Here is a 16,590-nt window from a genome sequence, read left to right as displayed (position 1 = left end):
ATGAGCCGATCGGGCAAGGACCCGGGTGAGCGTTTGCGCACCGCCAAGAAGCGTACGGCCAGCTCGGCGCGCTGGCTGTCGCGCCAGCTCAACGATCCTTACGTCAAGAAGGCCAAGGCCGACGGCTATCGCAGCCGCGCCGCCTACAAGCTGGCCGAGCTCGACGAGAAGTTCGGCCTGCTCAAGGGCGTGACCCGCGCGGTCGACCTCGGCGTGGCACCGGGCGGCTGGAGCCAGATCGTCCGCCAGCGCTGTCCCAAGGCCAAGGTCGTGGGCATCGACCTGCTGCCCACCGAGCCGCTGGAGGGCGTGACCTTGTTCCAGATGGACTTCATGGCCGACGAGGCGCCCGCGGCGCTGGAAGAGGCCCTGGAAGGCGCGCCCGATCTCGTGCTGTCCGACATGGCCGCGAATACCGTCGGCCACAAGCAGACCGATCACTTGCGCACGATGGGCCTGGTCGAGACCGCCGCCGACTTCGCCATCTCGACCCTGGCGCCGGGCGGCGCTTTCGTCGCCAAGGTCCTGGCCGGCGGCACCGACACGCAGCTGCTGGCCCTGCTCAAGAAGCACTTCACCACAGTCAAGCACGCCAAGCCGCCCGCGAGCCGCAAGGATTCGTCGGAGTGGTACGTGATCGCGCAGGGCTTCAAGGGGTAACAAGATCCCCCCCTGTAAGGGGAGGGGGACCGCGACCGTAGGTCGTGGTGGAGGGGTGTAACGCTTTCGGAGATGGGGACACCCCTCCGTCAGCGCTACGCGCTGCCACCTCCCCTTGCAGGGGAGGATCAGTCCAAGTTGATCAAACGAAAAGGGCGCCCCGCTGGTACGGGACGCCCTTTTCGTTTTTGCGAAGCCGAAGCTTACTTCTTGGCGGCGTCCGCGGCCGGGGCTTCCGCTGCAGCAGGCGCGGCGCCGGCGGCCGGAGCTGCGGCTGCGTCCTTGGGAGCGTCGGCGGCCGGGGCGGCGCCAGCGGCCGGAGCGGTCGGCAGCGGCAGGTTCGGACCCTGGGTGTTGAGCCAGGCGATCACGTTGGCGCGGTCTTCACCCTTCGACAGACCGGCGAAGGTCATCTTGGTGCCGGGCGCGAACTTCTTGGGGTTGTGCAGCCAGTCGTTCAGGTTCTTCCAGTCCCAGGAGCCGCCATGGCCCTTGAGCGCGTCGGAGAAAGCGAAGCCGTGGCCGGTGCCGATGGTCTCGCCGACGACGCCGTGGAGATTCGGACCGATGCCGTTGGCGCCGCCCGCATTGGCGGTGTGGCACGAGGTGCACTTCTTGAAGACGGCTTCACCCTTGGCCGGATCGGCCTTGGCGAGCAGCGCTTCGATCGGTTCCTCGGCGCTGGCGCCGCCTTCGCTCGAGACCACGCCCTCGATCTCATAGCCCATCTTCTCGGGACGATGAGCCTTGTCGGCCTGGAAGTAGTGGCTGCTCACGCTCGATGCGCCGAAGGCGACGATGCCTGCGAAAAGCGCCCAGCCGGCAAAGGTGTTGAAACGATCGTCCATCGAAAATGCCCCGTAGGAAGTGCCTATAGCGGTTTGCGCGCCGCTCTAGTCAGGCCGATGGGCGAGCGCAAGAGCCATTGCGGGATTCGCCCATTGCACGATTTTGCGAGCCTGCGTAAGCGGCCGTGCATCATGCACAGCTTTCCCGAACCCGCCGTCGCCCTCGTCGAGGAAATGACCCGCGCCGCTGCCGCCGATCCTGCGCGGGCCGTGTCGTTCCAGGGCGCGCCGGGCTGCAACGGTCACCGCGCCGCGCTCGAATACGATGCGAACTGCCTGCCGCTGCCGTGCTTCGCCTTCGAGGACGCGCTCGATGCGGTGAAGGACGGCCGTGCCGCGCGCGCGATCATCCCGATCGAGAATTCGCAGCACGGCCGCGTCGCCGACATCCATTTCCTGCTGCCCGAGAGTGGCCTCGCCATCGTCGGCGAGCATTTCCTGTCGATCGAGCACGCGCTGATGGGTCTGACCGAGGGCCCCTTCGCCGCAGCCTACAGCCACCCGCAGGCCTTGGGGCAGTCGCGCCATTATCTGCGCGAACGTGGCATCGTGCCGATGTCCTATGCCGACACCGCCGGCGCCGCCGCTTTCGTCAAGGAGCAGGGCGATACCGAGGCTTGCGCGATCGCACCCGCGCTCGCGGCCGAGCTCTACGGTCTCAAGATCATCGAGCAGAACGTCGAGGACGCGGCCGACAACACGACGCGCTTCGTCATGCTGTCGCAGGCGCCGCTCGATCCGGCAGCGATCGGTGATGCGACCGCGATGACGACCTTCGTCTTCGAGGTGAAGAACATTCCCGCGGCGCTCTACAAGGCGCTCGGCGGTTTCGCCACGAACGGCGTCAACATGACCAAGCTCGAGTCCTACCAGAAGGGTGCGAGCTTCGCGGCGACGCGGTTCTTCGCCGATATCGAGGGCGCGCCCGGCGACGCCGCGGTCGATCGCGCGCTCGAGGAGCTGGCGTTCCACTGCAAGGAACTGCGCATTCTCGGCACCTATCGCCAGGCGCGCAAGCGCGGCTGATTTCCGTCGCTTTCGGCGCGGATCGGCAGTTGCCCTTCGCCCGGCCCCGTGTCACCAATCGCGCGTGACGAGGGCTGGGGCACAGATCGCGGGATCGACGGCCGCGCAGGACGCGGCCCGCGATTGGCAGGTCGTCCGCGCCGACAGCGACATCCAATACGCGCCGCTGCCGCCCTACAAGCGGCCCGAGCCCCAACTGCCCGAATGGTTGCTGCGTTTCATGCGCTGGCTGGGCGAGGCGCTCGAGGCGGTGTTCCGGCCGCTCGGCGATCTGTTCGGACTGTCGTGGCCGGTGATGCAGAAGGTGGCGATCGCCGTCGCCGGCGTGGCACTGATCGCCGTGCTCTGGTTCGTGGTGATCCGTCCGCTGCTCGGGCTGCAACGCCGGCCCAAGGTCGCGGCAGAATCGCCGGGCTGGCAGCCCGATCGCGATGCCGCGGTGGCCCTGCTCGGCGATGCCGATCGGCTCGCCGCCGAGGGCCGCTATGGCGAGGCCGTGCACCTGCTGCTCCAGCGCAGCGTCCACCACATTGCCGAGGCGCGGCCCGACTGGTTGAGCCCGGCGAGCACTGCGCGTGAGATTGCGCAGCTGCCGGCGCTGCCCTGGGACGCACGCCAGGCCTTTGCGACGATCGCCACCCGCGTCGAGCTCAGCCTCTTCGCCCTGCGCGCGCTAGACCAGGTCGACTGGCAGGCGGCGCGCGACGCCTATGCCGAATTCGCGCTGCAGCGTCTCTCGCCGGGCCAGGCTGCATGAGCACTGGCACCAGTCCGTTCTCGCAGCGTACGGCGCTGGCGCTGATCGTGTTCGGGGCGTTGGTCTTCCTCGCGCTGCTCTACACGATCGGTGCGGGGCTGACCGGCGGTTCGACCAACGACGGTGGCGGCCATGCCGGCGGCAAGGGGCTCAACGGCTATGCCGCCTTCGCCGACTATCTCGAACGGCGCGGCTATGGCGTGCGGCGGCTGCGCGATCCGGGCGCGCTCGACGATCCGGGGTTGCTTGTGCTGACGCCGCCGGCCGGCGCCGAGGGCGCGGAGATCGACCGGATCGTGGAGGAGCGCCGCGGTGCCGGGCCGACCTTGGTGATCACGCCGAAGTGGCGGGCGTCGTCGTCCGACAATCCCAAGGCCAAGCGCGGCTGGGTGCAGATCGGCGGCACGGCCGCGCCGAACTGGCCCGGCTTCCTCGATGACGTCGGCGTCGGCATCACGCCGATGGGGCGCGAGAAGCGCGCGGTTTGGAGCGGCGGCGGGATCACCGGGCGCCTGCCCGATGCGCGCCAGGTCCAGGCGGGCACCGGGCCGCGGCTCGTGCCGCTGGTCGTGGGTTCCGATCGCCGCATCCTCGCCGCCTATGTCGATGACGGCGGTTCCTATCCCGCGCTCGAAGCGATGGCCGGTCTGCCGGTCTCGGAAGGTGGGGAGGAGGGCAACGGCGCCGCGCAGCAGCCGATCGTGCTGGTGTTCGAGCCCGACCTGCTCGACAATTACGGCATGGCCGATCTGGCCAATGCCCGCCTGGCCGAAAGGCTCGTCCATGCTGCGACCGGCGGCGCGGGCAAGGTCCAGTTCGATCTCACGCTCAACGGTTTCGGGCGCCGACCCAACCTGCTGACCCTGGCCTTCACCCCGCCGTTCCTGGCGGCGACCCTGTGCCTGCTGCTCGCGGCGCTCGCGGTGGGCTGGCGTGCGTTCCTGCGCTTCGGGCCGCCGCGTGCGGGCGCGCGGGCGATCGCCTTCGGCAAGCGCGCGCTCGTCTCCAACGCCGCCGGACTGATCCGCCGCAGTCGCCGGCTGCATCTGGTCACCGCGCCCTATGCCACGCGCGCTCGCGAAAGGCTGGTGCGGGTGCTGGCGCTGCCGCGGCTGGCCGACGTCGCCGCGACCGAGGCGGCGATCGATCGCGCCGTCGCCGCCCGCGCGCCCGAGGCCACGCCCTTTTCCGACATCGCCACGCGTCTGCGCGCGGCCCGTTCCTCCCACGAGATCATGAAGGCGGCGCAGGACCTGCACGCGCTCGAAAGGACGCTTACCCAATGAGTGATGTGATGACTCTCGAAGAGGTCGGCCGCCTGGCGGGGGCGATCCGCGGCGAGATCGCCAAGGCCGTGGTCGGTCAGACCGAGACCGTCGATCATCTGCTCGTGGCGCTGCTCGCGCGCGGTCACGTCCTGCTCGAAGGCCCGCCGGGCACGGCCAAGACCTTCCTCGCGCAGAGCTTCGCCGCGGCGCTCGGGCTCGATTTCGGGCGCATCCAGTTCACGCCCGACCTGATGCCGGGCGATATCCTCGGCTCGAACCTGTTCAACTTCCAGACCAGCCAGTTCACCCTCACGCGCGGCCCGATCTTCTGCGACATGCTGCTCGCCGACGAGATCAACCGCACCCCGCCCAAGACCCAGGCGGCGCTGCTCGAGGCGATGCAGGAGCGCCGGGTCACGCTCGACGGCACGCGGCACGATCTGCCCACGCACTTCATGGTCGTGGCGACGCAGAACCCGATCGAGAGCCAGGGCGTCTATCCGCTGCCCGAGGCGCAGCTCGACCGTTTCCTGTTCAAGCTGCTGATCCCCTATCCGAGCCTCGAGGAAGAGGCGCGGATCGTCGCGCGCTATGGCGAACGCTCGGGCCTGCCGAGCCCGCAAGAGCTCGGCATCGTGGCGGTGGCGACACCCGCCGTGCTCGACGCCGCGACGCGCGCGGTGCAGGCGGTCAAGCTGGCCGACAGCGTCACCGAATATGTCGTCCGCCTGGTGCGCGCGACGCGCGACAGCGCCGATCTGGCCTGCGGGGCGAGCCCGCGCGCTGCCGTGCTGCTGGCCAGCGCCGCCCGCGCCCGCGCCGCGCTCGACGGCCGCGACTATATCGTGCCCGACGACGTCAAGGCGCTGGCGACATCGGTGCTGCGCCACCGCCTGCTGCTGAGCCCGGCGGCCGAGATCGAAGGCAAGCAGGTGGAGGCGCTGGTCGAGGACCTGGTTCGCCAGACCGAGGCGCCGCGCTAGTGCTTCGACAAGCTCAGCATGAGCGGGGGGGCGGCTTTGTGACAAAGCCCGCTCGCCCTGAGCCTGTCGAAGGGCTCAGGCGCTACCTCGCGTCATGATCGTCCCCACGCTCCGAGCTGCGGTGCTGGTCGCCCTCGCGGCGCCGGTCGCGCTGGTGATCGCCGCGGCGGCGCCCGGGGCCTGGATCGCGGCGCCGGCGCTGGGCGGGGCGCTGCTGCTGCTCGTACTGGCCGACGCGCTGGTGGCGGGGGCCCTGCGCGACGTGACCCTGACCGCGCCGCGCGACGTCGAGGTCGGCGACGAGGCCACCTTGCTCGGCCATGCGCAGTTCTCGGGCGGCCAGCGCAGCCGGGTCGATCTGGCCCTGGCGCTCGATCCGCGGCTCGCGCCCGGCGGCCGTGCGGCATTCCCGCTGACGCGTGCCGATGGCGCCTGGCGCGGCACATTCGCCTTCACGCCGAGCCGGCGCGGGACCGGCGCGGTCGATCGGCTCTGGCTGCGCTGGGCCGGGCCGCTCGGGCTCGGCGCGCGGCAGGTGTCGCATCCGCTCGACCAGACGGTGCGGGTCTGGCCGAACATCGGCTTCGTCCGCTCGCCGGCGCTGCAGACCTTCCTCAAGGACGCGCAATACGGCCTGATCGCGCGGCGCATCCGCGGCGAGGGCACCCAGTTCGAGGCTCTGACCGAATACGAACCCGGCATGGATCGCCGCCGCATCGACTGGAAGAGCTCGGCGCGCCACGTCCATCTCTATGCCAAGGAGTTCGAGACCGAGCGCAACAACCAGATCGTCTTCGCCTTCGACTGCGGCCAGACGATGTGCGAGCCGATCGGTGGTGTCCCCAGGATCGACCGCGCAGTCTCGGCGGCGCTGGCGACGTCCTACGTCGCGCTCAAGGGCGGCGACCGCGTCGCGCTGTTCGGCTTCGCCGCAAGGCCCGAGGTCTCGACCCCCTTCGTCACCGACAGCCGTGAGTTCCACCGCCTGCAGAGCGCCGCCGCCGGGCTCGACTACCACGCGCAGGAGCCCAATTTCACCCTGGCGCTGGCGACGCTCGCCGGGCGGCTGCAGCGGCGCTCGCTGATCGTGATCTTCAGCGACTTCACCGATCCGACCAGCGCCGAGCTGATGATCGAATCGATCGGCCGCCTCGTCGCGCGCCATGTCGTGCTGTTCGTGACGATGACCGACGAGGAGCTCGAGGACTTGGCCATGGCCGAGCCCGGCGACATGCAGGCTCTCGCCATGTCGGTCACCGCCGATTCGCTGCTGCGCCAGCGCGCGCTGGTGACGCGGCGGCTCAAGCAGATCGGCGTCGACGTGGTCGAGGCGCCCTATTCGCAGATCGGCACGCGGCTGATCGACGCCTATCTGGCGATCAAGCGCACGGGAGCGATCGGCTGATGGCGGAGCAGGATCCGATCTCGGCGATCGAGGCCGCAGCATTGCGTTCGGACCGTTTCCGGCTCGAACGCGAGGGCGACTGGCAGCGGCTCGACGCGATCGTCACGCAGATGGAGAAGGGGCGGCTGCGCAAGCTGTCCGACGAGGACGTGCTGGCGCTGCCCGTGCTCTACCGCACCGTCGCCTCGAGCCTGTCGATCGCGCGCGAGACCTCACTTGACGCGGCGACGCTCGGCTATCTCGAAGCCCTGGTCCAGCGCGCCTGGTTCGTCGTCTACGGCCCGCGCGTCTCGCTCGGCTCGTGGCTGCGGCGCTTCCTCGGCGGCGGCTGGAGCGCATCGGTGCGGGCGATCTGGCTCGACGTGCTGATGGCGCTGGCGGTGATGGTCGCGGGAACCCTGGTCGGCTGGCTGCTCGTGGCGCATGATCCCGAATGGTATCACGCGCTGGTGCCCGGCCAGTTCGCCGATGCGCGCGTGCCGGGCGCCACCCGCGCCGTGCTCGAGCGCACCTTGTTCACCGATCAGTCGAAGGAACCGCTGGCCGCCTTTGCCGCCAGCCTGTTCGGCAACAATGCCCAGGTCTCGATCCTGGCCTTCGCGCTGGGTTTCGCCTTCGGCGTGCCCTCGCTGATGATGCTGGTCTACAACACCGCCGGCTTCGGCGCGATGTTGTGGCTCTATCACGGCGCGGGGCTGACCACGGACTTCGTCGGCTGGATCGCGATCCACGGTACGACCGAGCTCTTTGCCATCCTCTTGGCCGGCGCGGCGGGGCTGCACATCGGCCGCGCCATGGCCTTTCCCGGCGAGCGCGCGCTGCTCGACGCCGCGGCCGAGGCCGGACGGCGCGCCTCGCAGGTCATGACCGGGGTGGTGCTGATGCTCGTGGTTGCGGCCCTGCTCGAAGGTTTCGGGCGGCAGCTGATCAACCACACCGCCGGCCGGTTCGGCGTCGGTGGCTTCATGCTGCTGTTCTGGCTCGGCTACTTCTTCCTGTTCGGCCGCGGCCGGGCCGATCGGAGCGAGGCGGCGTGAGCGCCGCGGTGCCCGAGCAGGTCGTCCGCTACCGCGCGGCGGGCCAGGGCGATCGCGGTCGCATCATGGTCACGCCCGAAGGCGTGGCCCTGCCGTTGACCGTCGCCAGCCGCGCGGCGAGGGCGGGCGCCTTGATGCTCGACCTGCTGTTCATCGGTCTGGCGGTCTTCCTGACCTTTCTCGGCCTGATCTTCATGGCTGGCGGTGCTCTCGTCGGCGCGGCGCAAAGGGGCGACAGCAGTTCGCTGTTCTATTCGCTGCAATTCGTCCAGATCGTCGCGATCATCGCGCTGTTCCTGTTCCGCAACGCCTATTTCCTGTTCTTCGAGCTGGGCCCGCGCGGCGCGACGCCGGGCAAGCGGATCACTGGCATCCGCGTCGCCGCGCGCGGCAGCGGCGATGGCGGCGGCCGGCTCTCGGCCGAGATGATTATCGCGCGCAACCTGCTGCGCGACATCGAGCTGTTCATGCCCGTGGTGTTCCTGGCGCAAGTCGGCGCCGAGGGCGACTGGAGCGCGGGCGGCATCGCCGGGGTGCTGTGGTTCCTGATCTTCGCGCTGTTCCCGCTATTCAACCGCGACCGGCTGCGCGCGGGCGATCTGATTGCCGGGACCTGGGTGGTCGAGGCGCCCAAGCGCAAGCTCGAAACCGCGCTGTCGGTGGCGCCCGCGGGGGCGGCTCCCGCCGATCCCGCCGCCGGCTATCGCTTCGGCGAGGCCGAACTCGCGGTCTATGGCGAATACGAGCTGCAGATGCTCGAACGCGTGCTGCGCGACGATCGCGCAGAAGCGATGCAGGCGGTCTACGAGACGATCTGCGCCAAGATCGGCTGGACCGCGGGCCACGGCGATGCGCGGGCCTTCCTCGAAGCCTATTACCGCGCGTTGCGCCAGCGGCTCGAAACCGGCATGCGCATGGGCAAGCGCAAGGCGGACAAGTTCACATGAAGCTCCACATCGCCGAGGATGATCTGAGTGGCGAGGCGATCGCCGGCCTGCTGCGGCTGCACCTCGACGAGATGTTCGCTTTCTCGCCGCCCGAGAGCGTCCACGCCATGCCGCTCGAACGGCTGCGTCAGCCCGACGTCACGTTCTATGCCGCCTGGGACGGGGCGACGCTGGCGGGTTGCGGCGCGCTCAAGCATCTCGACGCGGGGCATGGCGAGCTCAAGTCGATGCGCGCGGCGCCGGCCTATCGCGGCAAGGGCGTCGGCAAGGCGATCCTGCTCCATCTGCTCGCCGAGGCGCGGGCGCGCGGCTATGCGCGGGTCAGCCTTGAGACCGGCAGCCACGAACCCTTCCTGCCCGCGCGGCGGCTTTACCAATCGCACGGCTTCGTTGAATGCCCGCCTTTCGCCGACTACGTGCTCGACGATTTCAGCCTCTGCATGACGAGGACCCTGTGACCGATCCGATTCTGCGCCCTGCCAACGAAGCCGACATTCCCGCGCTCGCGGCGCTCGGGCGCGACAGCTTCGTCGACAAGTTCGGCTACATGTACCGGCCCGAGGACCTCGCCGCCTTCCTCGCGCAGACCCATTCGCATGAGGCCGTGGCGGGCGAACTCGCGGATTCCGAGCGCCGCTATTGCCTGGTCGAGATCGACGGCGCGCTGGCCGGCTATTGCAAGCTGGCGGTGCCGAGCACGCTCGGCGAATATCACGCGGCCGAACGGCCGATCGAGATCAAGCAGCTCTACACCGCGCCGGGCATGACCGGCAAAGGTATCGGCGCCGCGCTGATGGACTGGGCCATGGCCGAGGCCCGCGCCCATCGCGCCGATGCGATCCAACTCTCGGTGTGGAGCGGCAACGACGGCGCGCAGCGCTTCTATGCGCGTTACGGCTTCGCCAAGGTCGCCGACATCACCTTCGAGGTCGGCGAGCAGATCGACGAGGAATTTCTCTTCGCGTTGAGGCTGTAGGGGCTGGCGTTCCGGGCTGGGCGGCAAATTCGGCCGGCTTCTACCTCCTCCGTCACCCCGGACTTGATCCGGGGTCCCGCTTTGGGGGCCAGCGCATCCCTTGCCGCAATAGCGGGACCCCGGATCAAGTCCGGGGTGACGAGGGAAGGGGGCTAGGGGGCTTAGACTCTACCGAACCTCAAAGCGCACCGTCGCGCTCTGCACCGAGGCCACTGCTGCCCCGGAAGCGTCGGTTACCGCCGCCGGGTGATAATCGCGCACCAGGTTCTCGCAGGCGACCGGGCCGAGCGCGGGGACGGTCTGCTGGAAACGGCGGCGCTCGGCGGCCAGCGGCGTGCACTGGCTGACCCTGCCGGCGCCGTCGACGAGGAAGGCGACGCGCGTAAAGGCCGGGCCGGTCACGCCCGCGGGCAGGCTGTCGACGGCAACCGCCAGCTTCGAGCGATCGGGGCGCGAGCGCTGCTTGCCGGGCATCAGGAAGCTGGCGACGGCCTCGTAGGCGCCGGCGACCGGGCGGCCCTGGTCATCCTTCGCGGGCAGGAAGCGCGCGCGCTTCATCACCAGCGCGCAGACGTCCTGGTCGAGATCGGTCTTTTCCTCGGGCGTGCAGCGGATCGGAGTGCCGTCGGCCGCGACGTCGATCGTGTAGACGACATGGCCACGCTCGGCGACGCGCATCGCGGTCTTGGGATTGTCCTTGCTGTTGAACCAGCTGTTGGGTTCGACCGGCGTTGCGGGCGCCACGGCCGCGCCGGCGAGGACGATGGACAACCAGGCGCTCATGACGGATCCCCTCGCGATTCCGGCGGGGCCGACCGATGCCGCCCGCGTGGTCGAGCCATGAACGAGCGCCATTGCCGTGTAAATGAGAATCGCTCGCAAGATTGCGCCAACCGCTTGGCGTTTTCCTAAAGCCTGCCCACCTGCTATGGCGCCGCCATGAGCTCGCCCGTCACATTCGCGGTCTATGGTGGTGCGAACGCTTTTCGGGTTTTTCCGGGCCTTTCGAATCCCAGGACTGCGTCACTTTTGTCACCTTCGTCACTTTTGAATTAGAAACGCGGAATTAATCGATGTCTTCGATCAGACCCTGGCGCGATATCGCGCGCCGCAAGAGCCGGCAGATCATGGTGGGCTCGGTGCCCGTCGGCGGCGATGCGCCGATCACCGTGCAGACGATGACCAACACGCTGACCTCGGACGCGGTGGCGACGATCGACCAGATCCGCCGCTGCGAGGATGCCGGCGCCGACCTGATCCGCGTTTCCTGCCCCGACGTCGAGAGCACCGCGGCCTTCCGCAAGATCGCCAAGGCCGCACGCGTGCCGCTGATCGCCGACATCCATTTCCACTACAAGCGTGCGCTCGAGGCGGCCGACGCCGGCGCGGCCTGCCTGCGCATCAACCCGGGCAACATCGGCTCGTCCGACCGCGTCGCCGAGGTCGTGCGTGCGGCCAAGGCCAATGGCTGCGCGATCCGCATCGGGGTCAATGCCGGCAGCCTCGAGAAGGACCTGCTCGAGAAATACGGCGAACCCTGCCCCGAGGCGCTGGTCGAATCGGCGCTCGACCACATCAAGCTGCTGCAGGACCACGATTTCCACGAATACAAGGTGGCTGTGAAGGCCAGCGACGTATTCCTCGCGGTCGCTGCCTATTCCGGCCTGGCCGACGCGGTCGACTGCCCGCTGCACCTGGGCATCACCGAGGCGGGCGGGTTGATCGGCGGCACGGTCAAGTCGTCGATCGGCATGGGCAACCTGCTCTGGGCCGGCATCGGCGATACGATCCGCGTTTCGCTCTCGGCCGAGCCCGAGGAAGAGGTCCGCGTCGGCTTCGAAATGCTCAAGGCGCTCGGCCTGCGCACGCGCGGCGTGCGCGTGGTCTCGTGCCCCTCCTGTGCGCGCCAGGGATTCGACGTGATCCGCACGGTCGAGGCGCTGGAGAGCCGGCTCAGCCACATCAAGACGCCGCTATCGCTCTCGGTGCTCGGCTGCGTGGTCAACGGACCGGGCGAAGCGCGTGAGACCGACATCGGCCTGACCGGCGGCGGCAACGGCAAGCACATGGTCTACCTCTCGGGCGTGACCGACCACACGGTGTCGAGCGAGGCGATGCTCGATCACATCGTGTCGCTGGTCGAGGCCAAGGCGGCCGAGATCGAGGCCGGGATTGGGGCGGAGAACGACGATGCACGACAAGTCGACGTTGCAGAATAAGCTGGACGACGCGCTGTCGCGGAAGGGCATCGTGAAACTGCCGCCGACCAAGCTGCCCGCCGTCGGCGTCGGCGCGATGTCGGCGGGAACCCTGGCGCTGGGCTCCTTCGCGCTCGGCGCGATCGCCATGGGGGCGGTCGCGATCGGTGCGCTGGCGATTGGCAAGCTGCGGATCAAGGACGCCAAGATCGATAGGCTGCGGATCGGCTCGATCGAGGTCGGCGAATAGCATGGCCTTGTCGATCCGTCCGGCGGTGCCGGACGACCTGCCGCTGATCGCCTCGCTGATCCGCGACCTCGCGGTTTACGAGAAGCTGGCGCACGAGGTGCGTTTCGAGCCGGCGGTCCTCGCCAGCCACCTGTTCGGCGAACGGCCGATGGCCGAAGTGGTCATTGGCGAGGTCGACGGCGTGGCCCAGGGCTTCGCGCTGTTCTTCCACAATTTCTCGACCTTCGAGGGCAAGCCCGGGATCTATCTCGAAGACCTGTTCGTGCGGCCCGAGGCGCGCGGGGCCGGGCTCGGCAAGGCGCTACTCGCGCACCTCGCCGCCTTGGCTGTGCAACGCGGCTGCGCCCGGCTCGAATGGGCCGTGCTCGACTGGAACGAACCGGCGATCGGCTTCTACAGCAAGCTCGGCGCGCGGCCGATGGACGATTGGACCGTGATGCGCGTCGACGGGCTGGCCTTGGCCGGCCTGGCTCAGAAATAGATGTCGACGTAGTCGGTCAGGTCGTCGCACCACTCGAAGGTGCGGATGCGCCAGTAGCGGCGGTTCTGGGTGACCGCGAAGCGCCAGACGTCGCGCTTCTCGCAGGTGCGGCCCTTGTCGGGGGTGTCGGTGATGCGCACCGTGCCGTCGAACAGGAAATAGTCGCGGCCGATCTCGGTGACCCGGCCGTCGAGCAACAGGCGCCCCGGTCCGCCCGCCTCGGCCTGGGCCGCGCGCAGGGTCCAGACGCCGCGCGACACGGCGACATGGGCCGAGCCGCGGCTGTTCCAGTCGATCCACTGCAGGGTCACGCCCTTGTTCGCGCGCAGCCTTTGCGCCGCGCCGGCATCAAGGATCCGCGTCGGCGGTGGAGGGGCGCTCGCGCCGCACAGCGCCAGCAGGCCGAGCCCGAGGAGGAATCGCTTCATCGCGAAAGACTTAGGACCGATCGACAGTCGCGGCCAGCCCGGAAACCGTTTGGCCGGCTTGCGGTTACCGGACCATGCCCTTGAGCGTCATCCATAGCTATGCCTACGACAGCGCCAGCGCGGCGCTGGAAGTGACCTTCTTCAGCGGGCGGCGCTATCGCTATTTCCTCGTTCCGGCCTATGTCGCCGACGGGCTCCACGAGGCCTTTTCGATGGGGCGCTACTTCAACGAGCGAATTCGCGATCGGTTTCCGTTCGAGGAGCTTGAAACCGCGGCCGAGGCGGCGATCGCGGCTTCGGCGGTCATTTCCCCAGGAACAGGAAGCCGGCGGCGGCCATGATGCAGGCGAAGGCAGCGATATGGCGCCACGACAGCGCCTCGCCCAGCACGGTCACCATGAACACGCCGAAGATGGTCAGCGCGATCGCCTCCTGCGCTATCTTGAGCTGGCCCGCGCTCCAGCCGTGGGCATAGCCGATCCGGTTGGCGGGTACCGCGAAGCAGTATTCGACAAGTGCCAGGCCCCAGCTTACCGCGATGACCATGGCGATCGGCCGGGCGTTGGCGACTTCGGGACCGCCCTTGAGGTGCCAGTACCAGGCGGCGGTCATGAAGACGTTGGAAATCACGAGCAGGATCAGGGTCGGCATGGCGGCCTTGTGCTGCCGGCCTCGTCCCCACGCAAGCCTTACAGCGTGGCCTTGATCCCCGCCGCCATCGCCGTCAGCGCCTGTTGCCGGGGCAGGGCCGTGAGCTGATCGAACTGCGCGCGATAGTGCGCGTTGGGCACGAAGACCGGACCCTCGGCGATGTTGTCGAGCGCGAGCCGGGCGACTTCGGCAGCCGGCTGCATGTTGGGCACGGCCGCGTACTGCTCGGCATATTTCGCCGTGGCCTCGCTCTCGGTCGCGCCGGGGCAGAGCGTCAGGACGTCGACGCCGGTGCCCTGAAGCTCGCCCCACAGCCCTTCGCCGAGCCCGACGACGAGCGCCTTGGTCGCCGAATAGGCGGTCGAGAACGGGCAGCCGATCAGGCCTTCGACCGAACTCGTGAAGATCAGGCCGCCTTTTCCGCGCGCCTTGAGCCGCGGCAGGAAGCCATGCGTGAGTTGCATCGGCGCGTGGCAGTTGACCGTGAGCATCTCGGCCATCTGCGCGGGGTCGGTCTGCTCGAAATAGCCGCGGATGTTGAAGCCGGCATTGCTGACGACGAGGCCGATGTCGCTGCCAGCCGTCTCTGCGAGCAGCTTCGCGGGCGCATCGGGCTGCGACAGGTCCGACTGGCAGACCTGGGTGCGGGTGCCGTGCGTGGCCTCCAGTTTCGTCGCCAGTTCCTCCAGCCGCTCGGTGCGCCGCGCCGCGAGCACGAGGTCGAAACCGCGTTCGGCCAGTTCCTCGGCGAAGGCCCAGCCGATGCCCGAGGAGGCGCCGGTGATCAGAGCGACCGAACCATATTGTTCATGAAATGAATTTTTTGTCATGGGTCCCTCGTCTTCGGTCTTGGCGCTGGCTATGCCATGACCAGCAGAGGGGGAGAAGCGGGATGGCGGAACTCATCGTCCAGACGAAGGCCGGCGCGGTCGAAGGAACGGCGCTGCCCGGACTGCGCCGCTGGCGCGGCATTCCTTATGCGCGGGCCGAGCGCTTCGGTGCGCCCGAGCCGGTCACACCCTGGGCTGGCGTCCGGGCCGCGCATGATTTCGCCAAGCAGTGCCCGCAGCAATATGGACCCAAGGTCCGGCGCGAGACGCTCGACAGTGCCGACTATGGCGAGGACTGCCTCTATCTCAACGTCTGGACGCCCGACGGCGGCGCGCCCGGCGCCAAGCCCGTCATGGTCTGGATCCACGGCGGCGCCTTCATGGCGGGCAGCGCCAATCCCTATGATGCTTCGGCATTGGCGCGCGAGGGCGACATCGTCGTCGTCACGATCAACTATCGCATCGGCGTGCTCGGCTTCGTCAATTTCGGCGACGCGCTGGGCCTGCCGGCGATTCCCTCGAACCTCGGCCTGCGCGACCAGATCGCCGCGCTCGAATGGGTGCGCGACAACATCGCCGGCTTCGGCGGCGATCCGGGCAAGGTCACGATCTGCGGCCAGTCGGCAGGATCGATGTCGGTCTCGCTGCTGATGCTCTCGCCCAAGGCCCGCGGACTGTTCCACGGCGCGATCGCGCAGAGCGGTGCGGTCAGCCTGATCCATGATCGCGAGCGGTCGATACAAGACGCGCGCCGTTTTGCCGAACTGCTCGGCGTCAACCAGGGCGATCTCGCGCGGCTGCGTTCGATGGACATCGCCGAACTGATCGAAGCCCAGGCCGCGGTCGCGAAGGAAATCCGCAACGGCATTCCCGCTGCGCCCTGGTTCGACGGCGACCTGTTGCCCGCATCGCTGGCCGACGCCCATGCTCAGGCGATGGCGCCAGTGCCGCTGCTCGCGGGGGCGACGCGCGACGAGATCCGCCTGTTCGAGCTGATGCCGGGCGACATCCTGCCATCGAAGTGGCCCGATCTCGAAGCCTTGCTCCATGGCCAGCTTCCCGAAGCCCAAGCCCGGGCCGTGCTCGCTGCCTATCCGCGCACGCGCAAGGGCCGCACCGCACTGGCGACCGATCTCACCTTCTTCATGCCGACGCGCAACTTCGCCGATCGCCACGCGCGGTCGCAGCCGACCTGGTTCTATCGCTTCGACTACAGTCACCCGATCGCCGGCGCGACGCACGGGCTCGACCTGACGCTGTTCTGGCCGTTCAAGGGCCTCAAGATGGCACTCGCCCGCGGTGGCCCCGACAGCGGCCGTCGTGCCGCGCTGGGGCGACGCATGCGCGGCCATGTCGCGCATTTCGTCCGGCATGGTACGCCCGGAGCCGACTGGCCTGCCTATGCGCCCGACGAAAGGACGGTGCGGATCTATGGCCTGGCGGACCGGCTCGAGGCGAATCCCCAGGCGGAGCGTTTCGCCGCTTGGGCTGGTCGCGACGTTACGCCGGGTGTCGTGCGGACCTGATTCGCACGCTTTTCCGCCAAAAAAGCACTGCGACTGAACATCAGTTCAAAAAAATGAGATAGCCTCATTCAAAGGCGCGACGGGTGCCTTGCTCGCCTTTTTTGAACGACCATTCCTCATGTCGAATTCGATTTGACGGTCGCGATCCGGTTGGAGGCGATGCCCGCTAAACGCCCGCCCGTCGGCGTGCATTTAGCAATGTGTCAGGTTCGATTCATTTTGTCGAAATGCAATATTCAGGAAGTATTCGTCATTACGGGCGTAAATGACGCTGTTGCATGGAAAGCACATGCGAGGCTGTTTCCTGGTAAATTCCCGT

The 16,590-nt window shown here is 68.5% G+C and carries 20 protein-coding genes; 15 read left to right on the top strand and 5 right to left on the bottom strand.

Going from position 1 to position 16,590, the window contains the following annotated elements:
- Entirely contained in the window at positions 1 to 660 is a 660-nt protein-coding gene (locus OLX23_RS07510; RefSeq protein ID WP_264444156.1) for an RlmE family RNA methyltransferase, read from the top strand.
- A 203-nt stretch (positions 661 to 863) separates the two neighbouring features.
- Here OLX23_RS07510 and OLX23_RS07505 read toward each other — a convergent pair whose 3' ends face one another.
- Entirely contained in the window at positions 864 to 1,508 is a 645-nt protein-coding gene (locus OLX23_RS07505) for a c-type cytochrome (protein WP_264444155.1), read from the bottom strand.
- Positions 1,509 to 1,640: 132 nt separating this feature from the next.
- Here OLX23_RS07505 and OLX23_RS07500 point away from each other — a divergent pair, with 132 nt between their 5' ends.
- The 9 genes from OLX23_RS07500 to OLX23_RS07460 all read left to right on the top strand — a co-directional run bounded on the left by OLX23_RS07500 (position 1,641) and on the right by OLX23_RS07460 (position 9,907).
- The gene (locus OLX23_RS07500; protein ID WP_264444153.1) at positions 1,641 to 2,534 is read left to right on the top strand and encodes a prephenate dehydratase; all 894 of its coding nucleotides are present in this window, start codon (positions 1,641 to 1,643) and stop codon (positions 2,532 to 2,534) included.
- 64 nt (positions 2,535 to 2,598) lie between these two features.
- Positions 2,599 to 3,291, top strand: coding sequence for a hypothetical protein (locus OLX23_RS07495; RefSeq protein WP_264444152.1), 693 nt, complete (start codon positions 2,599 to 2,601; stop codon positions 3,289 to 3,291).
- A complete protein-coding gene (locus OLX23_RS07490; protein ID WP_264444151.1) occupies positions 3,288 to 4,577 on the top strand; it encodes a DUF4350 domain-containing protein in 1,290 nt (429 codons plus the stop codon). Before OLX23_RS07495 ends, OLX23_RS07490 begins: the two co-directional genes overlap by 4 nt.
- Before the next feature lie 8 nt (positions 4,578 to 4,585).
- A complete protein-coding gene (locus tag OLX23_RS07485; RefSeq protein WP_264444150.1) occupies positions 4,586 to 5,542 on the top strand; it encodes an AAA family ATPase in 957 nt (318 codons plus the stop codon).
- Between the two features lie 94 nt (positions 5,543 to 5,636).
- On the top strand, positions 5,637 to 6,947 hold the full coding sequence (locus OLX23_RS07480; protein ID WP_264444149.1) for a DUF58 domain-containing protein: 1,311 nt from the start codon (positions 5,637 to 5,639) through the stop codon (positions 6,945 to 6,947).
- Positions 6,947 to 7,984, top strand: a complete 1,038-nt coding sequence (locus OLX23_RS07475; RefSeq protein WP_264444148.1) for a stage II sporulation protein M — start codon at positions 6,947 to 6,949, stop codon at positions 7,982 to 7,984. Before OLX23_RS07480 ends, OLX23_RS07475 begins: the two co-directional genes overlap by 1 nt.
- Complete coding sequence (locus OLX23_RS07470) at positions 7,981 to 8,931, top strand: RDD family protein (RefSeq protein WP_264444147.1); 951 nt, start codon at positions 7,981 to 7,983, stop codon at positions 8,929 to 8,931. Before OLX23_RS07475 ends, OLX23_RS07470 begins: the two co-directional genes overlap by 4 nt.
- The gene (locus tag OLX23_RS07465) at positions 8,928 to 9,389 is read left to right on the top strand and encodes a GNAT family N-acetyltransferase (RefSeq protein ID WP_264444145.1); all 462 of its coding nucleotides are present in this window, start codon (positions 8,928 to 8,930) and stop codon (positions 9,387 to 9,389) included. The genes OLX23_RS07470 and OLX23_RS07465 overlap by 4 nt, the downstream gene beginning before the upstream one ends.
- Complete coding sequence (locus OLX23_RS07460; protein ID WP_264444143.1) at positions 9,386 to 9,907, top strand: GNAT family N-acetyltransferase; 522 nt, start codon at positions 9,386 to 9,388, stop codon at positions 9,905 to 9,907. Before OLX23_RS07465 ends, OLX23_RS07460 begins: the two co-directional genes overlap by 4 nt.
- A gap of 168 nt (positions 9,908 to 10,075) precedes the next feature.
- Here OLX23_RS07460 and OLX23_RS07455 read toward each other — a convergent pair whose 3' ends face one another.
- Positions 10,076 to 10,690 carry an energy transducer TonB gene (locus tag OLX23_RS07455; RefSeq protein WP_264444140.1) on the bottom strand — a complete coding sequence of 205 codons (615 nt, stop codon included), beginning with the start codon at positions 10,688 to 10,690 and terminating at the stop codon, positions 10,076 to 10,078.
- 290 nt (positions 10,691 to 10,980) lie between these two features.
- Between OLX23_RS07455 and ispG the strand changes: the two genes are divergently transcribed.
- Genes ispG through OLX23_RS07440 form a run of 3 tightly spaced genes read left to right on the top strand, consistent with a single transcriptional unit; the run spans position 10,981 to position 12,836 of the window.
- Positions 10,981 to 12,126 (top strand): flavodoxin-dependent (E)-4-hydroxy-3-methylbut-2-enyl-diphosphate synthase, encoded by a 1,146-nt coding sequence (ispG, locus tag OLX23_RS07450; protein WP_264444138.1) that lies wholly within the window; start codon positions 10,981 to 10,983, stop codon positions 12,124 to 12,126.
- Complete coding sequence (locus OLX23_RS07445; RefSeq protein WP_264444136.1) at positions 12,098 to 12,355, top strand: hypothetical protein; 258 nt, start codon at positions 12,098 to 12,100, stop codon at positions 12,353 to 12,355. The genes ispG and OLX23_RS07445 overlap by 29 nt, the downstream gene beginning before the upstream one ends.
- A 1-nt stretch (position 12,356) precedes the next feature.
- The gene (locus tag OLX23_RS07440) at positions 12,357 to 12,836 is read left to right on the top strand and encodes a GNAT family N-acetyltransferase (RefSeq protein WP_264444134.1); all 480 of its coding nucleotides are present in this window, start codon (positions 12,357 to 12,359) and stop codon (positions 12,834 to 12,836) included.
- Here the strand turns inward: OLX23_RS07440 and OLX23_RS07435 are convergent.
- On the bottom strand, positions 12,827 to 13,264 hold the full coding sequence (locus OLX23_RS07435) for a hypothetical protein (protein WP_264444132.1): 438 nt from the start codon (positions 13,262 to 13,264) through the stop codon (positions 12,827 to 12,829). The two genes, OLX23_RS07440 and OLX23_RS07435, sit on opposite strands and share 10 nt — an antisense overlap.
- Before the next feature lie 80 nt (positions 13,265 to 13,344).
- Here OLX23_RS07435 and OLX23_RS07430 point away from each other — a divergent pair, with 80 nt between their 5' ends.
- Positions 13,345 to 13,605 (top strand): KTSC domain-containing protein, encoded by a 261-nt coding sequence (locus OLX23_RS07430; protein WP_264444130.1) that lies wholly within the window; start codon positions 13,345 to 13,347, stop codon positions 13,603 to 13,605.
- On the opposite strand, the gene OLX23_RS07425 is transcribed toward OLX23_RS07430, so the two are convergent.
- Together OLX23_RS07425 and OLX23_RS07420 are read right to left on the bottom strand one after the other, a co-directional pair.
- On the bottom strand, positions 13,568 to 13,915 hold the full coding sequence (locus OLX23_RS07425; RefSeq protein ID WP_264444129.1) for a DMT family protein: 348 nt from the start codon (positions 13,913 to 13,915) through the stop codon (positions 13,568 to 13,570). The two genes, OLX23_RS07430 and OLX23_RS07425, sit on opposite strands and share 38 nt — an antisense overlap.
- 38 nt (positions 13,916 to 13,953) lie before the next feature.
- On the bottom strand, positions 13,954 to 14,745 hold the full coding sequence (locus OLX23_RS07420) for an SDR family NAD(P)-dependent oxidoreductase (RefSeq protein WP_264444127.1): 792 nt from the start codon (positions 14,743 to 14,745) through the stop codon (positions 13,954 to 13,956).
- A 62-nt stretch (positions 14,746 to 14,807) separates the two neighbouring features.
- Between OLX23_RS07420 and OLX23_RS07415 the strand changes: the two genes are divergently transcribed.
- Positions 14,808 to 16,271: a carboxylesterase/lipase family protein gene (locus OLX23_RS07415; RefSeq protein ID WP_264444126.1), complete on the top strand. Its 1,464-nt coding sequence runs from the start codon at positions 14,808 to 14,810 to the stop codon at positions 16,269 to 16,271.
- The last annotated feature ends 319 nt before the right edge of the window (positions 16,272 to 16,590 follow it).

The sequence above is a fragment of the Novosphingobium sp. JCM 18896 genome (genome assembly GCF_025938095.1).
Lineage (GTDB): Bacteria > Pseudomonadota > Alphaproteobacteria > Sphingomonadales > Sphingomonadaceae > Novosphingobium.
The sequence above is the reverse complement of the archived record's forward strand: the minus strand, read 5'-3'. Positions and strand labels throughout refer to the sequence as shown.

Bases quoted from the DNA above. Each gene is read 5' to 3' on its own strand.
- OLX23_RS07510 (WP_264444156.1), top strand. From the start codon at position 1: ATGAGCCGATCGGGCAAGGACCCGGGTGAGCGTTTGCGCACCGCCAAG.
- OLX23_RS07445 (WP_264444136.1), top strand. From the start codon at position 12,098: ATGCACGACAAGTCGACGTTGCAGAATAAGCTGGACGACGCGCTGTCG.
- OLX23_RS07475 (WP_264444148.1), top strand. From the start codon at position 6,947: ATGGCGGAGCAGGATCCGATCTCGGCGATCGAGGCCGCAGCATTGCGT.
- OLX23_RS07455 (WP_264444140.1), bottom strand. From the start codon at position 10,690: ATGAGCGCCTGGTTGTCCATCGTCCTCGCCGGCGCGGCCGTGGCGCCC.
- OLX23_RS07490 (WP_264444151.1), top strand. From the start codon at position 3,288: ATGAGCACTGGCACCAGTCCGTTCTCGCAGCGTACGGCGCTGGCGCTG.
- OLX23_RS07465 (WP_264444145.1), top strand. From the start codon at position 8,928: ATGAAGCTCCACATCGCCGAGGATGATCTGAGTGGCGAGGCGATCGCC.
- OLX23_RS07485 (WP_264444150.1), top strand. From the start codon at position 4,586: ATGACTCTCGAAGAGGTCGGCCGCCTGGCGGGGGCGATCCGCGGCGAG.
- OLX23_RS07505 (WP_264444155.1), bottom strand. From the start codon at position 1,508: ATGGACGATCGTTTCAACACCTTTGCCGGCTGGGCGCTTTTCGCAGGC.
- OLX23_RS07500 (WP_264444153.1), top strand. From the start codon at position 1,641: ATGCACAGCTTTCCCGAACCCGCCGTCGCCCTCGTCGAGGAAATGACC.
- OLX23_RS07425 (WP_264444129.1), bottom strand. From the start codon at position 13,915: ATGCCGACCCTGATCCTGCTCGTGATTTCCAACGTCTTCATGACCGCC.
- OLX23_RS07440 (WP_264444134.1), top strand. From the start codon at position 12,357: ATGGCCTTGTCGATCCGTCCGGCGGTGCCGGACGACCTGCCGCTGATC.
- OLX23_RS07480 (WP_264444149.1), top strand. From the start codon at position 5,637: ATGATCGTCCCCACGCTCCGAGCTGCGGTGCTGGTCGCCCTCGCGGCG.
- OLX23_RS07415 (WP_264444126.1), top strand. From the start codon at position 14,808: ATGGCGGAACTCATCGTCCAGACGAAGGCCGGCGCGGTCGAAGGAACG.
- ispG (WP_264444138.1), top strand. From the start codon at position 10,981: ATGTCTTCGATCAGACCCTGGCGCGATATCGCGCGCCGCAAGAGCCGG.
- OLX23_RS07420 (WP_264444127.1), bottom strand. From the start codon at position 14,745: ATGACAAAAAATTCATTTCATGAACAATATGGTTCGGTCGCTCTGATC.
- OLX23_RS07435 (WP_264444132.1), bottom strand. From the start codon at position 13,264: ATGAAGCGATTCCTCCTCGGGCTCGGCCTGCTGGCGCTGTGCGGCGCG.